Source organism: Paenibacillus turpanensis, from assembly GCF_011421635.1.
Taxonomy (GTDB): domain Bacteria; phylum Bacillota; class Bacilli; order Paenibacillales; family YIM-B00363; genus Paenibacillus_AK; species Paenibacillus_AK turpanensis.
Window position 1 is genome coordinate 291,330 of record NZ_WTLI01000003.1, and the last position, 14,805, is coordinate 306,134.

Below are 14,805 nucleotides of genomic sequence, written 5' to 3' on the forward strand. Positions count from 1 at the left end.
AAGATAGTGTGACTCCAGCATTCAGCAGTACAGGATCAACGTTCGTTGGACTGCCCCTATAGCCGAGATTTGCACTGGGGGCCGCTTGCCGCCCTAGCTTGTGGAAATAAAAAAAGCTTTCGTCCTTATTCCAAGGACGAAAGCTTTGGCTTCCGCGGTACCACCTTTGTTGGCAAACGGATCCCGTTCGCCCGACTTACTGTCCCTGGTAACAGCAGGGTCCGTCCGGCTCGTCGCCGGCAGCTCAAGGGTGGGATTGGGAGAGCGTCACGGTAAATTTTCGCAGCGGAACAAATTTACTCTCTGAACGTGCCAGGCCTCTCTTACTGGTCCTATCATCGCGTTTATGGTATTGCGTTTCCACTAGGATAGCATGGCACGAAAAGGATGTAAAGGGATTATCCCTGCGGAAATTTGCATTCCGCGCGCCCTTCGTTCACGTAGCTGCGGATCGCTTCCGGTACCTCCAGCAGCTCATTTAACGTCAAATACGCGCCCTTCGGATCCGAGTCCAGCTCCACATTATCATAATGCCACGGATTCAGCGCAGGCAGGAAGATTGCGTTGATGCCCGCATGAAGGGCAGGGCGGATATCGGAACGCAGCGAATTTCCGATCATCCACGTCGTGGCCCGGTTAAACTGCTCACGCTGGAGGAGCGATTCGAGAAACGGCAGTCCTTTGTGCTGTGCAACAAATACACGGCTGCCAAAATACGATTCCAGACCGACGACCTTCAGCTTCGTGCGCTGGATCACCTCGTCACCGCCTGTATATACACAGAGCGTGTGACCCTCCGCCTGCAGCTTTTCGAGGGTTTCCACCATATTCGGGTACGGCTCAAAATCAACCTTGTACACCGATTCGCCGATATCGTACAAGGTCTGCTTTTCTTCCTCGGATGCTGTACGTCCTGTATAGCTGCTGAAATAGTCGTAGGTTTCAACAAATGATTTCGGGAAACGATCGGCTTTAAAGCCATGAATGGCAATGCCGGCCGTGTCGATTTCCGCCTGCTTTTCAACAAACGTCTGGGTGGAAATGCCGTAAGAGCCGAAATATACTTTCATCTGCTCCGCAAACTGCTCAATAACCATATCAAAATATTTATTGCAGTGGATGAGCGTGTCGTCCAGATCGAACAGTAACGTTTGGTTCATACGATCTCTCTCCTTTTATCTGAATAGTCCAAGTCTTCCGATCCGCTGCGCGGCTTCGCGAAGCCGCTCCTCGCCGGTCAGCAGCCCGAGCCGCACATAGCCTTCGCCGTGCGTACCGAACCCGATGCCTGGGGCAACAACGATATACGCTTCCTCCAAAAGCAGGTCGGCAAATGACGAGGAGGTATGTCCTTTAGGCACAGGGAGCCAGCAGAAGAAGGAGCCCTGCGGTGGCTTTACGTCCTGCCATCCGATCTCTTCGAACGCGGCGTACAGCGCATCTCTGCGGCTGCGGTAACGGGCCACTAATTCATCAACACAGTCCTGCGGGCCGGTCAATGCGGTCGCCGCCGCCTCCTGAATGCCGCCAAACAGGCTGCAATAATAATGATCTTGAATGGTATTAATAAGGGAAATGACATGCTCATTGCCAAGCGCAAAGCCGACACGCCAGCCGGCCATGTTGTAGGTTTTGGATAACGTGTAGAATTCAACGCCGACATCCTTTGCGCCGGGGGTCTGCAGGAAGCTGACCGGCTTTTCTTCACCGAAGCCAATCGCGCCATAGGCAAAATCACTTGCTACAACGATTCCGTGTTTTGCCGCAAATGCTACGGTTTCTTCATAGAATGCTTTATCGGCAACAGCCGACGTCGGATTGTTCGGGTAGTTCAAAAACATCAGCTTTGCCTTGTCCAGATCACTGCCGGCGATCGCGCCGTAATCCGGTAAGAAGCCGTTGGACTCGGCCAAAGGCATCATGGCCATGCGGGCTCCGGCCAAGGCAACACCAGACCAATAGTCGGGGTATCCCGGATCCGGCACTAGGCACACATCCCCCGGATTAAGCAGGCATTGGCTGATTTCGACAAGGCCGGTTTTGCCGCCGAACAAGATCGCAACCTCGCGTTCCGGGTCCAATTCAACGCCGTAATCAAGCTTGTAACGCGTTGCGATCGCTTCCTTTAAGAAACCGTAGCCGCTGAAGGGCGGGTAACGGTGATACATTGGATTGTCTGCTGCCTCTTGCAGCTTTCGTACGATATGCTCAGGCGTCGGACTGTCCGGGTTTCCTTGCCCCAGATTAATAATGTCAAAGCCCTGCGCCGCTTTCGCATTCGCTTTTTTGACCAGCCCGGCAAAAAATTGGGCGGGAAGACCCTTCATCCGATCTGCTGGCTCAATGGAAAAAGGCAGTGTGTGTGAATGATTGTCCATAGGTTTCCACTCTTTCTTTGTTTCATCCATAAAAAGGGCATTCGCAAAAGGGATGCGCTTATGGACGTATTGTAATACAGCTTGCCGGTTTTTCCAATCCGAATGGTTCTTGACTTCCTCACTTCATCCAGTATGATTAGAAAAAACAAATAAGGCAGGTCGATGGTTATGGCGATTTTAAACATCGCAGTAATTCAATTTGATATTAAAGCAGGCCATCCCGATCACAACTTCGCGGAAGTGGAACGCCAGCTGGAGCGGGCGGCGGCGTTAACTCCGAAGCCGGATGTAATCGTGCTTCCGGAAATGTGGAACACCGGATACGCGCTGGAACAGATCGGCGAGCTTGCCGACCCGAACGGGGAACGTACAAAGCGGGTAATTTCCGCATTCAGTGCGAAGCATGGGATTCATGTAGTCGCAGGCTCGGTCGCTTCCGGCGCTGCGGACGGCGTACGCAACACGATTTACGCCTTTGGCCGCGATGGCGGGCTTTCTTCCGAATATGCAAAGCTTCATTTGTTCCGCCTTATGAATGAAGAAAAGCATCTGCTCGAAGGCGACCGGGTCGGCGAATTGTCGATCGACGGCCAGCAGGCGGGCATGATGATTTGTTACGATATCCGCTTTCCGGAGCTTTCCCGCCGGCTGGCACTTCAAGGCGCGAAGCTGCTGTTCGTTCCGGCGGAATGGCCGCATCCAAGGCTTCACCACTGGAGAACGCTGCTGCAGGCGCGCGCGATCGAAAATCAAATGTATGTCATTGCCTGCAACCGTGTCGGCACTGACCATGGAGCAGACGGCAAAACAACCTCATTCTTCGGCCACTCCATGATTATCGACCCGTGGGGCGAAGTGCTGGTAGAGGGCGGGGAAGAAGAAGCGATCCTTGCCGCTTCGATCGATTTGGATAAAGTCGACACTGTACGCCGCACGATCCCGGTGTTCGAGGACCGCAGACCATCCCATTACTAATGGGATGTTAGCCGGCTTCCATAAGGCTTGGAACGAAGTACTTCCAAGCCTTATGGAGCTGCCAGCAGTTCTGTTTACGTCCCCAGACCGTCGCTGACAACGGATTTTACCGTATCGATAAATGCCTCGGCGGCTTTCGACAAGTAACGGCCCTTGCGGTAGGCAAGCACAATGGTTCGCGTCGGGCGCGGTTCGGCAAACGATAAGATGACAGGCGTATACCGGTTCCAGCCGGAGCGGGCGATCATTTGCGGCACGAAGGCGATGCCCATGCCTGAAGCGACCAGCGACTGGACGGTTTCGATGTTGCTGCTTTCAAAAACAATATTCGGCTCAAAACCGGCTTCCTGGCATAAATCGATGGCGATTTGCCGGAAGCCTTGTCCTTTTTTCAGAACAATGAACGGCTCATTACGCAAATCCTGCACATACAGGGGACCGCCATCCATGCCTGCGAGCCGATGATCAGGCGGCACGGCAAGACAAATTTCTTCTTCAATCAGCTCTTCATAGGCGATGGAGGCCTCTCCAATCGGTAGCGTCAAGAGAGAAATGTCGGCCTGACCGCTAGACGTCAAATGCTCCAAATGAGCGGTCGTATCCTCGACCAGCGAGATTTCAATTTGCGGATAAGCCGCACGAAAGGCAGGCAGCACTAGCGGCAGCATGTGAGCGCCGGTAATCGGCAGCGAGCCGATGACCAATTTGCCCTTCCGCATATGCGTTAAGTCGTCCATTTCCTGCTTCAGCTGCTCTACCATGTCGATGATCGACTGCGCTTTGCCGATAAAAACGGATCCGGCATGCGTCAGCTCAACCGATCCGGTATTGCGGTGAAACAGCAGGGTGCCGATTTCACGTTCCAGCTTAGCTAGCTGCTGGCTAAGTGACGGCTGGGCGATGTGCAGCTTCTCGGCGGCGCGGGAAAAATTTTTTTCTGCGGCGATTTGCAGTGCGTATTGCAGCTGTCTTAGCTCCATAGCAAAACCCCCTATAAAAATAACCTATAGCAATTATAGATATTATATCTTGGAACTATCGAAATGAACATGCTAAGATGTTGCATGAGAGGAAAGTGAGAGGGTGAACGACATGTCGAGCAAAAAGACAATGTATGAAAAGATTTGGGATCGCCACGTAATTTCGCAAGAAGAGGGAAAACCGGCAATCATTTATATCGATCTTCATTTGGTGCATGAGGTAACTTCCCCGCAGGCATTTGAAGGGCTTCGCCTTTCCGGCCGCAAGGTTCGCCGTCCGGACCTGACATTCGCGACGATGGACCATAACGTTCCGACGAAGGACCGTTTCAACATTACCGACCCGATTTCCAAGCAGCAGGTGGACACGCTGTCCCAAAACTGCGCGAACTTCGGCGTTACTCTTTTTGACCTGAACAGTATTGACCAGGGTGTTGTTCACGTTATGGGACCGGAGCTTGGACTTACGTATCCGGGCAAAACGATCGTTTGCGGCGACAGCCACACTTCGACGCACGGCGCATTCGGCGCGCTTGCGTTCGGGATCGGCACCAGTGAAGTTGAGCACGTGCTCGCGACACAGTGCTTGCAGCAGGCGAAATCGAAAACAATGGAAGTGCGCATTAAAGGCAGCCTGAAGCCGGGCCTTACGGCGAAGGACATCATTCTTGGCGTCATCGCAAAATACGGCACGGACTTCGCTACAGGTTATGTCGTTGAATATACAGGCGACGCGATCAAGGCGCTTACGATGGAAGAACGCATGACGATCTGTAACATGTCCATCGAAGCAGGCGCGCGCGCCGGCATGATTGCTCCGGACGAAACGACGTTCGAATACCTGCGCGGCCGTGAGTACGCACCGCAGGGTGCTGCGTTCGACAACTATGTTGAGGACTGGAAGCAGCTCGTAACCGACGAAGGCGCTGAGTACGATGCTTATGTCGATCTCGATGCAGACACGCTTATTCCGCAGGTAACTTGGGGCACGAGCCCTGGTATGGGTACGGACATCACATCTGCTGTTCCGAATCCTGCTGACTTTACTACAGAAAACGAACGCAAAGCGGCTGAAAAGGCGCTTGAATATATGGACTTGAAGCCGGGCACACCGATGAGCGAAATCGCTATCGATTATGTCTTCATCGGCTCCTGTACGAATGGCCGCATCAGCGACCTTCGCGCAGCGGCTGAAGTCGTTCGCGGCTACAAGGTAGCTCCGAACGTAACGGCGATCGTCGTTCCTGGCTCCGGACGAGTAAAGATCCAAGCTGAAAAAGAAGGCTTAGACAAAATTTTTGTCGAAGCGGGCTTTGAATGGCGCGATGCAGGCTGCTCGATGTGCCTTGCGATGAATCCGGACGTTTTGTCCCCGGGTCAGCGCTGCGCGTCGACCTCCAACCGTAACTTTGAAGGCCGTCAAGGCCGCGGCGGACGCACGCACCTTGTTTCTCCGGCAATGGCTGCAGCGGCTGCGGTTACAGGTCGTTTCACAGATGTACGCGATTGGAAATTCAAATCGGAAGTCAGCGTCGGCTGATTTTACGGAACCAGTAGGAGGCTGAACGGCGATGGAAGCATTTAAACAACTGACTGGACTTGTGGCGCCGGTTGACCGCGTAAACGTGGACACCGACGCGATTATCCCGAAGCAATTTTTGAAGCGGATCGAGCGTACCGGCTTTGGTCAATTCCTGTTCTTTGAATGGCGTTTTGACGAGCAGGGGAACGTGAATCCAAACTTTGAAATGAATAAGGACCGCTACCAAGGTGCGTCTGTTCTCATTTCGCGCGCGAACTTTGGCTGCGGCTCCTCCCGCGAGCATGCGCCTTGGGCGATTTTGGACTACGGATTCCGCGTTGTTATTGCACCTTCCTTCGCGGATATTTTCTACAACAACTGCTTTAAGAACGGCATTCTGCCGATCAAGCTGAGCGAGGAGCAGGTGGAAGAGCTGTTCCAGCGTACGGCTAAGCAGGAAGGCTATCAGCTTTCGGTTGACCTCGAGAAGAAGCAGATTACGGATGAGCAAGGCCTGTCGATTTCGTTCGATCTTGACGAGCACCGCCGCCAATTCCTGCTGCAGGGTCTTGACGATATCGGCTTGACGCTTCAGCATGAAGACAAAATTGCTGCTTACGAAGAAAAGCGCAATCAGCAGGCTGCTGTCCTTAACGGCTAATATCCGGATTCGGCAGTACGCAACGAACTTTTACTAAAATTATGACCCGTATAAAAGGCTGCGCACCGGCGTAACCTTTTGGCGGGTCATTTTTTATGCGAAACCAAAATGATATTCGGGCGTACGAAATAGAAATCCGTTTAAAGGGAGGCTTTATAGAATGAGTTTTTTTGGTAGAATGCTAGCAAGCATCGGAATTGGTTCCGCCGAGGTGGATACGCTGCTCGAGAAAAGCTCCTACGCCGTTGGCGAAGAGGTTCGCGGAGCGGTACGCATGCGCGGCGGCCAAGTTGATCAGAGCATTAATGCAATCTATATGACGGTCATGACCGAGTTTCTTCGCGAAACGGATAACGGAACTCATCGCGAAACGGCTGAAGTTGCCCGTTACCTTGTCAGCGATCCGTTTACGCTAAAGGCCGGAGATGAGCTGGAGCTTCCGTTCTCATTCCCTCTTCCGGATGCAACACCGGTATCCGTTGGACGCATCCCGGTTTGGATTCGTACAAATTTAGATATCAGCTCCGCCGTAGATCCGACGGACAACGACCGGATCGAGGTGACCCCGCACCCGGCGATGAGAGCCGTTCTGGATGCGGTGGACAGTCTCGGTTTCCGCTTATACAAAACAGATTGTGAGTATGCGCCGCGTCTTGGAGGCGGGCTCCCGTTCGTACAAGAATTCGAGTATAAGCCGTCCGGCCGTTACGCAGGCCGTTTGGATGAGCTGGAGGTTGTATTGCGGCTGAACGGCAGCAGGATCGATGTTTATCTTCAAGTCGATCGCCGCGCCCGCGGTCTTTCCGGCTTGTTTGCAGAAGCAATGAATATGGATGAGAGCGTGGTTCGACTTTCGTTTGAAGAGTCCGAGTGGCGCGCCGGCTCCAGCTTGATCGCAGGACAAATTGAGCAGGTGCTGCAGCGTTACTCTTAATTGGCCTAGGAATACAGAAACGTCTGGGGACGGAATCCTCAGGCGTTTTTTTTTGTTTTTTCTATGAAAATAGCAACTTTTTCCGGCTTTATGCGTCTAATAGATTGGCGAAACCCGTCGACTGTCCGCTGAATTGCGAAAATAATGTCGGGATCAAAGACGGGGACGCGAGGAAGCTATTTTCTTCGATACGAGGTGCTGCATGAGAAGAAAGACAAGGGCGCTCACAGCAGCGGGAGCCGCACTATTGGCCTTCGCACTGGGAGCGGGTACAGTTGAGGCGCAGGCAGAGCACACCCAATTTGCGTTGTATGTTGATGGTACGAAGCTTTCAGGCGGAGCTTCCGCCGTTATGTCCGGCAATACGCTTTATGTTCCACAGAATGTGCTGGAAAAGCAGTGGAATTTGAAGGCCTCCACGGATTCGAAAACCAATCAGATCACGGTGCGTACACCGGAATCGGGCACATCCGTTTCCATGACTCCGCTTTTGAAGGATGGACAAAATTGGCTTCCCCTGCAGCAGTCCGCGCAGCTTGTTAATGTAAAGCTGATTAAGGATGAGCTCACTGGAGCTGTCTTTATGTTTAATTCTTCAGGTAAATCAGGCGGCGTCGGAGGCCAGATGGTCCAAGAAGAAGCGGCTGTGATCCATGCGGTAGAGCCGCTCGGCGATTCGATTCGGATCAGCTCCGATCGGAAGCCGTCCGAACCTGTGATTCAATTGGAGTCGCAGCCGGATCGGCTCATTATTGATATACCGAATGCCAAGCCGTCCACACAAGCCGTAACCAAGAAGGTTAATGAGGTTGTAGCTGCTTCGGCGCAGCAGGTTTTAGGACTTGCCGTTACAGAACTACCGGCAGCCGACGGAAAACCGGCGGGAGTTCGAATTGTTGCGCAGGTAAACGGGCCGGTCGCATATAAAATTTCGCAATCGAGCAACGGAATGGAAACGACCATTAAGCTGAAGCCGGCGGAAACCCGTTTTAAAATTGTGATTGACCCCGGCCATGGCGGGAATGATTCCGGCGCGGTTGCTTCTTCTGGAAATTATGAGAAGGATTTTAACCTAACTTTGTCGAACAAAGTAAAACAGCTATTGGATCAGGACCCTGCAGTCCAGGCCGAAATCACTCGTTCTACCGATGTTTATATTCCGTTGGATGACCGTGTCGCTGCGGCGAATGGCATGGATGCGGATCTATACGTGTCGATACACGCCAATGCGAACGATAACAAAAGCATTTCCGGTACGGAAACGTATTACAATCGCGAGGAAAGCAAGGCACTGGCGGAAGCAATCCATACTCCGTTGGTACAAGCGACAGGATTCAAAGACCGCGGGGTGCGCTTCGGAAACTTCAAGGTTATCCGTGAGACGACAATGCCGGCTGTGCTCCTGGAAGTAGGATATATGTCCAATGCGAGTGAAAATGCGGTGCTTCGTACAGAAGCGCTTCAGAACAGAGTGGCAGAGGCGATCGCAAAAGCTATTGCAGATTACATAAAGAAGAACCACTGAACCGAGAGGAGAAATTCCATTGAAACGTAAAAAGGCCCCAGCTGCTGCAAAAGCTATGCTTGCGGCGGCAGTGCTGTCCACTACCATTATTCCATCGGCGCTTGCTGTTGAAACTTCAACCTCCGGATCGTCTACGACTACATCCGGTTCGACTACTACTTCTACTAGTACCTCATCCGTGAACGGCGCACTTCAGTTGACCCGGTTTACCGATGTGGATGCTACCCATTGGGCTTATCGCCATGTGGCGAAGCTGAATCTATTAAATATTGTAAAGGGCGTTTCCGCTGACCGTTTTCAGCCGGATACCAACGTTACGCAGCAGGATGCCGTGATCATCGCAATCCGAATGATGGGTCTTGAGGATGATGCGGAAAAGTATATCGATTCCAACTATGTGACCGGTCTGGACGTTGATTACGGCAGCCATTACGTGCTGATGGCACGGGAAAAAGGGCTGATTAATCTTCAAGAAGAGCAGGCGGCAATGGCTGCCAGCAAGGATAACAAAGCTTCATGGGGCGGAAGAGAAGCTTCCCGCGAATGGATTGCCAAGCTTCTCGTTCGTGCAGCAGGCAAGGAAGAGGATGCTGAGCGTCTTGAGAATGCAGCGTCGACCTTCACGGACAGCAGCGAAATTAACAGCAGCCTGAAGGGCTATGTTAACGCAGCCGTGGAAGCGAAGCTCATTACGGGCTTTGAAGATAATACCTTCAAGCCGCAGGGCAAGGTTACCCGTGCTCAGATCGTCACGATGTTTAGCCGCGCACAGCCTTACTTGGACAGCGCATCCGAGCTTTCGAGCACTGGAGTTGTGCTGGAGATCAGCAATCAAAGCATGAAGGTCATGGGCGACGATGGAAAGGTTCAGCAATTCTCGTTCAGTCTTGATGCATTAATTTACAGCAAAACTGGCCAGCTTTCCCCAAGTCCAACTTCACACATTCAGCCGTTTTACCGAGTGTTTACGATTGGCCGTTCCGGTGTTGCCTCTTATGTGGAGGTGCTGGACGACGAGCCTCAGCTGGAAGTCATTGAAGGAAAGCTGGTTGAGATTAGCGCAGTAGACATGCAGGCGACGCTTGATGTAAACGGCCAGCTGGAAACCTATGAATTGCTATCCACCGTATCCGTGGAAGACAAGGAGGGCAGCGGCTTGAGCTTAGCTGACTTAACTCTGGGGAGCCAGCTGCAGCTGAAGCGTTTGCCGGGTTCGGCGGATGGCGCAATTGTTAAAATTGTGGCTACGAAGCTTGCGTTTAACAAGGTTTCCTCCGGCGTAATTATGAAAGTCGACCGGACGTTGAATAAAATTTCCTTAACTGCACGGGATACGGAGAAGGTAGAAACGTACAGTGTATCTCCTTCGATCGTCGTAACAAGCGTAGATCCTACCGTTACGGATATTAAGGACTTAAATAGCGACGACGTTGTCGATTTTGAAGTTGTGGATAGTTTATTGACCAAAATTCATGTTTCCAGCCCGCGTTATATGAAGCTGGAGGGAACGCTTGCCCAGGAGCTGGCGGCCAATGCGGAAATTATTAACGTTGCGGATAGCACAGGCCAGCTTGTCGCTAAGTTCTTGGAGCCGAATGTGCAGGTGGAAGTTGATGGGCTCGGCATTATTGGATTGACTGAGCTGCAAAAAGGCGATTTTATGAAAATGCTTGTCAACGGCACAACAGGTAAAATTGAAAAAATCGTCATTACGAACCGTAATGTTGCGAAGGTTGAAAAAGCGACGATTGTCTCCTACGATGCAGCTAGAAAAATGCTGGTGCTTATGGACCAGAAGAGCAATCCGTATGTTTTCGTCCTTACCTCGAAGGTGTCCATTAAGCATGATGGCAGTCCGATTGCACTGGATAATTTCCAGTCTGTATTCAATACCGGGCTTAAAGTTGATTTGACGGTTTCCAATAACAATTTAATTTCGATTGAGCTTGCCGGCAAAATTACGGGTACGATTACGAACATTAATAAAACGTATAACTCGATCACGCTTAAAACCGGAAATAACGAAACGGTAACGTATAACTATACGTCGGGGTATATCGTTGATCACTACACGAAATCTTCAGCGACGATTGATGATTTGGCAATAGGTGATACCGTTACAGTGACGCTGAACACCACGCAGGATTCGATAACGAAGATAGCGATGTCGGGAACGTACTTAGTGCGCACGGTAAGTGTTATACCGAATGCCTCAAAAATTTATGTTCAAGACGACTTATATGGAAGTGTGCAGGGCGTTGATGTAACGAATGCTGTTACTGTAAAATTCGCTGATGGATCAAGAGCGACGATTAACGATATTCAGGCGTATGAACCGCTTCTCATTGCAAGCGAAGGAAGAACGGTAACGACAATTACGATCCCGGATACCATTCGCGGTAAAATAATTTCCACGGACAGCGCGAAGAACGAATTTATCGTTCAGGATTCCTCCGGCAGAAACCATAACCTGACGGCAATGGCGGGGGTTAAGGTGAATATTGGTACGACTTCTTCTTCCTCGCTGTCAACGTTAAAGGCTAACGACCGGGTGCTTGTGGTTAAAGATTCGAGCGGAAAATACACGTTCTATGTCGCTTCGTTTATGGAACGTAATTTCTGGAGCTACAGCTCGACATCGAACGATGTGAAATTTAAGCTGCAGACGATTAATTCCACATCAACCTACACGCTTCATCCGAAGGTGTACATTCATAAAGGGGCGGATTCGATATCGCTTAGCAGCTTTAACGAAGACGAGAAGGTAAATGTTTGGACGATCGACAATATTGTCGTAGAAATTGAAAAATTACAATAAAATCCTGGAACCTTTTGCGTCGCTAAAGCGTCTTATTGGGTAGAGGTTTAACCCGGTAAGGCGCTTTTTATTTCAAAAAATGTTCGCATTTGCCCCGGTGAATCCATTGCACATGCTTGTCGAATCCGCTACACTTTTTGTACATCGGACAAGCTGGCAAAGGAGCTGTAGCATGCTGACGAAAGTCCAATCGAAACAAGTGCTCGAAACGCTGGGGGCAATGTATCCCGACGCATATTGCGAGCTGAATCACGAAAACCCGTTTGAGCTGACGATTGCAGTACTGCTTTCTGCACAATGTACAGACGAAACGGTGAATAAGGTGACAGCGAGCCTGTTTCAGAAATATAAAAAACCCGAGGATTACTTATCCGTTCCGTTAGAAGAGCTTGAGCAGGATATTCGCCGAATTGGCTTATTTCGGACAAAAGCAAAAAATATTCAGGCGTTATGCCGGATTTTGTTGGAAAAGTATGGCGGGGAGCTGCCGCAGAAGCACGAGCAGCTGGTGGAGCTGCCTGGGGTCGGACGCAAGACGGCCAATGTCGTGGTCTCCAATGCCTTCGGGGTTCCGGCTATTGCGGTCGATACGCATGTAGAGCGTGTATCCAAGCGGCTTGGTTTTGCGAAGGAAACCGATACGGTGCTGGAAGTGGAAAAAAGGCTGATGAAGGCGGTGCCCAAGGAGGATTGGACGCAAACGCATCACAGACTTATCTTCTTCGGCCGGTATCACTGCAAAGCGCAAAACCCGAATTGTACGGTTTGTCCGTTGACGGAAGTGTGCAGGGAATATAAGAGACGTATGAAACCGCCGCGAAAAAGGAAAGATAAGGTATAGGGAACTAATTCGGAGGAGTGAAATAGGATGACTATGAAATGCATTTCTGTGTACACAAACAATTTTGAGGTGTTTTCTGATCTTTACGAGCAAATTATCGCCACACCGCTTTCGGAAAACGAGGAAAAGGTGTTGGAAGGAATTACGATCAGTGAATCCGGAGATGTTCCTGCACAATATATTGAGCGTATGCGCCAAAAGCCCGGCGTTGTTGTTATGAAGGTGAAGGACCAGGACATTACAATTCTCCAGCATGGGGAATTGTTTGAAATTTTACTGCCGCAGGAAACGGGCGTGCTGAACTAAGCCGTTGGCTAAGTAGAACGGTAATGCGGGATAAGCTCATCATCGAGCGATCGAGCTGAAATCAACTTCTGCTTGAACGCATAGATTGGGCCTGCCGACCGCAGCAAACAATTTCATCGCAGAACACAGACTTGCGGGATTCTCCCGCAGGTCTTTTTTTTGTACAAATGTAACGACATCTAAGCGGAAATCAGGTAAACTAGTACGCAGAGTTTCGGAGTAAATGAATGCTGGGGGAAGCACGATGGCCAGACAGGCTCATGATACAAGCAAACTAGAAGAGTTGACGGAAAATCGCGCTGAGGCGAGTGGAACTATGGGACAGCAGGTAACTTCTGATCCAAAGATTGGTAACCAAGATCGTAAAGGCAGCGCTGCGGAAGAGATGGAACGGTTAGAGCGCGCTGCAGAGGAAATGGAGAACAAAGGAAACGGCGAAGCTGCGGACAAAATCCGCGAGCTCGCAGATAAGCGCAAAGGCAATCAGCTGTATATCGCGCTGTGCGGCCATTTTTCCGCAGGGAAATCGAGTTTGGTTAACCGCTTATGTGAAGCGGAGCTGCTGCCTTCCAGTCCAGTACCGACAAGCGCGAACATCATCTCGATTCAGTACGGGGATTCAAGGGCACTAGTGTTCCACCACGGCAGGAGCGAGCCGGTGGAGGTTCCGGTATCGGAGCTGGGGGCGTACGCGCGAAATGGCGCTGAAATCGAGCGGGTTAAGCTGTACCATTCGGCGCAGGCGCTGCAGGACGGCATCGTGCTGCTTGACACGCCAGGTGTCGATTCGACGGACGACGCGCACCGGATGTCGACGGAATCGGCGCTGCATTTGGCCGACGTCGTGTTTTATGTGACGGACTACAACTACGTCCAGTCCGAAATGAACGCCTCCTTCATGAAGCAGCTGCATGAATGGGGGAAGCCATTATACTTAATCGTGAATATGATCGATAAGCATCGGGAAAATGAGGTGCCGTTCGCCCAGTTCCGCGAGGGCATCGATCGTGCATTCCGCGACCGGGGCATTGCGCCGGCGGGAATTCTATATGTGTCGGTCAAGCACCCGCAGCATCCGCTCAATGAGTGGAGCCGGCTGCAGTGGCTGATGCGGGAACTGGCGGGCCGCAAGGATGCGCTATCCGCGCTTAGCGTCCGGCAGTCGGCCCTGTACGTGGCCGAACGGCACGCCGACCGCATGGCGGAAGCGAACGATGACCGCAAGGAGCAGCTTCGCGAGGCGATTGCGGAGGATGGCGGGGCAGAGGAGGCGGCGCAGCGGGACCGCTCGTTGGAGGAGCGGATCACGGAGCTGCGCGGTTCTGCGGATCGGCGATTGGATCGACTGAAGAAGGAGATAGAAGCGATCGCCGCCAACGCGAACCTAACTCCGGCGCAGACGCGGGATTTGGGCGCCGCGTATTTGGAAAGCCGCAAACCCGGTTTTAAGGTTGGGTTGTTCTTCACCGCCGGAAAAACGGCGGCCGAGCGGGAAAGCCGCTTGAACGCCTTCGCGGCAAATTTGCAGGAGCAGGCGAACACGCAGCTGCTGTGGCATTTGCAGGCGCTGCTGAAGGCGGAGCTGGAGCAGGCCGGTCTTGCCGGTGATGAGGAGCTGCTTGCGCGTATGAACGCGCTGGAGCTGCCTGTGAAGCCGGAGTGGCTCTCCGGCAAGGTGAAGGAGGGCGCCTCGTTTACCGGCGAGTACGTGCTTAATTTTTCGCGCGAGCTGAGCGACGACTTGAAGTCGGCGGGACGCCGCGCCGCGCTGGACGCCGCGGAGGCGCTGGCCGGAGCGGCAGGGCGTGCGGCGCAGGCCGAGGCGGCGCAGCTGGAGCGGGAGCGCGGCGGGCTCGCCGAGCGGC

12 protein-coding genes are annotated in these 14,805 nt (G+C 52.1%); 9 read left to right on the plus strand and 3 right to left on the minus strand.

Annotated features, from left to right (window positions below; all coding sequences use genetic code 11):
• Positions 1-398 precede the first annotated feature (398 nt).
• Entirely contained in the window at positions 399-1,160 is a 762-nt protein-coding gene (locus tag GQS10_RS04715; RefSeq protein WP_166239490.1) for an HAD family hydrolase, read from the minus strand.
• Between the two features lie 15 nt (positions 1,161-1,175).
• Complete coding sequence (locus tag GQS10_RS04720; protein WP_166239492.1) at positions 1,176-2,378, minus strand: pyridoxal phosphate-dependent aminotransferase; 1,203 nt, start codon at positions 2,376-2,378, stop codon at positions 1,176-1,178.
• A gap of 162 nt (positions 2,379-2,540) precedes the next feature.
• On the opposite strand from GQS10_RS04720, the gene GQS10_RS04725 reads away from it, so the two are divergent.
• Positions 2,541-3,353 (plus strand): carbon-nitrogen family hydrolase, encoded by an 813-nt coding sequence (locus GQS10_RS04725; protein WP_166239494.1) that lies wholly within the window; start codon positions 2,541-2,543, stop codon positions 3,351-3,353.
• Between the two features lie 74 nt (positions 3,354-3,427).
• Here GQS10_RS04725 and GQS10_RS04730 read toward each other — a convergent pair whose 3' ends face one another.
• Complete coding sequence (locus tag GQS10_RS04730) at positions 3,428-4,333, minus strand: LysR family transcriptional regulator (protein ID WP_166239496.1); 906 nt, start codon at positions 4,331-4,333, stop codon at positions 3,428-3,430.
• A gap of 112 nt (positions 4,334-4,445) precedes the next feature.
• Here GQS10_RS04730 and leuC point away from each other — a divergent pair, with 112 nt between their 5' ends.
• From leuC to GQS10_RS04770, 8 genes are all read left to right on the plus strand, one after another.
• The gene (gene leuC / locus GQS10_RS04735; RefSeq protein ID WP_166239498.1) at positions 4,446-5,873 is read left to right on the plus strand and encodes a 3-isopropylmalate dehydratase large subunit; all 1,428 of its coding nucleotides are present in this window, start codon (positions 4,446-4,448) and stop codon (positions 5,871-5,873) included.
• A gap of 31 nt (positions 5,874-5,904) precedes the next feature.
• Entirely contained in the window at positions 5,905-6,516 is a 612-nt protein-coding gene (leuD, locus tag GQS10_RS04740; protein WP_166239500.1) for a 3-isopropylmalate dehydratase small subunit, read from the plus strand.
• A gap of 160 nt (positions 6,517-6,676) precedes the next feature.
• Positions 6,677-7,450 carry a sporulation protein gene (locus GQS10_RS04745; protein WP_166239502.1) on the plus strand — a complete coding sequence of 258 codons (774 nt, stop codon included), beginning with the start codon at positions 6,677-6,679 and terminating at the stop codon, positions 7,448-7,450.
• 202 nt (positions 7,451-7,652) lie between these two features.
• Positions 7,653-8,975 (plus strand): N-acetylmuramoyl-L-alanine amidase family protein, encoded by a 1,323-nt coding sequence (locus GQS10_RS04750; protein ID WP_166239504.1) that lies wholly within the window; start codon positions 7,653-7,655, stop codon positions 8,973-8,975.
• A 19-nt stretch (positions 8,976-8,994) separates the two neighbouring features.
• Entirely contained in the window at positions 8,995-11,793 is a 2,799-nt protein-coding gene (locus GQS10_RS04755; RefSeq protein WP_166239505.1) for an S-layer homology domain-containing protein, read from the plus strand.
• A gap of 172 nt (positions 11,794-11,965) precedes the next feature.
• Positions 11,966-12,634 (plus strand): endonuclease III, encoded by a 669-nt coding sequence (gene nth / locus GQS10_RS04760; RefSeq protein WP_207952121.1) that lies wholly within the window; start codon positions 11,966-11,968, stop codon positions 12,632-12,634.
• Positions 12,635-12,667: 33 nt separating this feature from the next.
• Positions 12,668-12,940 (plus strand): NAD/NADP transhydrogenase alpha subunit, encoded by a 273-nt coding sequence (locus GQS10_RS04765; protein WP_166239576.1) that lies wholly within the window; start codon positions 12,668-12,670, stop codon positions 12,938-12,940.
• A 244-nt stretch (positions 12,941-13,184) separates the two neighbouring features.
• Positions 13,185-14,805, plus strand: a 1,621-nt coding sequence (locus GQS10_RS04770) for a dynamin family protein (protein WP_207952122.1), incomplete at its 3' end; no start/stop codon positions are given.

What these genes read in the sequence shown, in the direction of transcription:
- GQS10_RS04720 (WP_166239492.1), bottom strand. Translation starts at nt 2,378, where the DNA reads ATGGACAATCATTCACACACACTGCCTTTTTCCATTGAGCCAGCAGAT.
- GQS10_RS04730 (WP_166239496.1), bottom strand. Translation starts at nt 4,333, where the DNA reads ATGGAGCTAAGACAGCTGCAATACGCACTGCAAATCGCCGCAGAAAAA.
- leuC (WP_166239498.1), top strand. Translation starts at nt 4,446, where the DNA reads ATGTCGAGCAAAAAGACAATGTATGAAAAGATTTGGGATCGCCACGTA.
- leuD (WP_166239500.1), top strand. Translation starts at nt 5,905, where the DNA reads ATGGAAGCATTTAAACAACTGACTGGACTTGTGGCGCCGGTTGACCGC.
- GQS10_RS04750 (WP_166239504.1), top strand. Translation starts at nt 7,653, where the DNA reads ATGAGAAGAAAGACAAGGGCGCTCACAGCAGCGGGAGCCGCACTATTG.
- GQS10_RS04715 (WP_166239490.1), bottom strand. Translation starts at nt 1,160, where the DNA reads ATGAACCAAACGTTACTGTTCGATCTGGACGACACGCTCATCCACTGC.
- GQS10_RS04725 (WP_166239494.1), top strand. Translation starts at nt 2,541, where the DNA reads ATGGTTATGGCGATTTTAAACATCGCAGTAATTCAATTTGATATTAAA.
- nth (WP_207952121.1), top strand. Translation starts at nt 11,966, where the DNA reads ATGCTGACGAAAGTCCAATCGAAACAAGTGCTCGAAACGCTGGGGGCA.
- GQS10_RS04745 (WP_166239502.1), top strand. Translation starts at nt 6,677, where the DNA reads ATGAGTTTTTTTGGTAGAATGCTAGCAAGCATCGGAATTGGTTCCGCC.
- GQS10_RS04765 (WP_166239576.1), top strand. Translation starts at nt 12,668, where the DNA reads ATGAAATGCATTTCTGTGTACACAAACAATTTTGAGGTGTTTTCTGAT.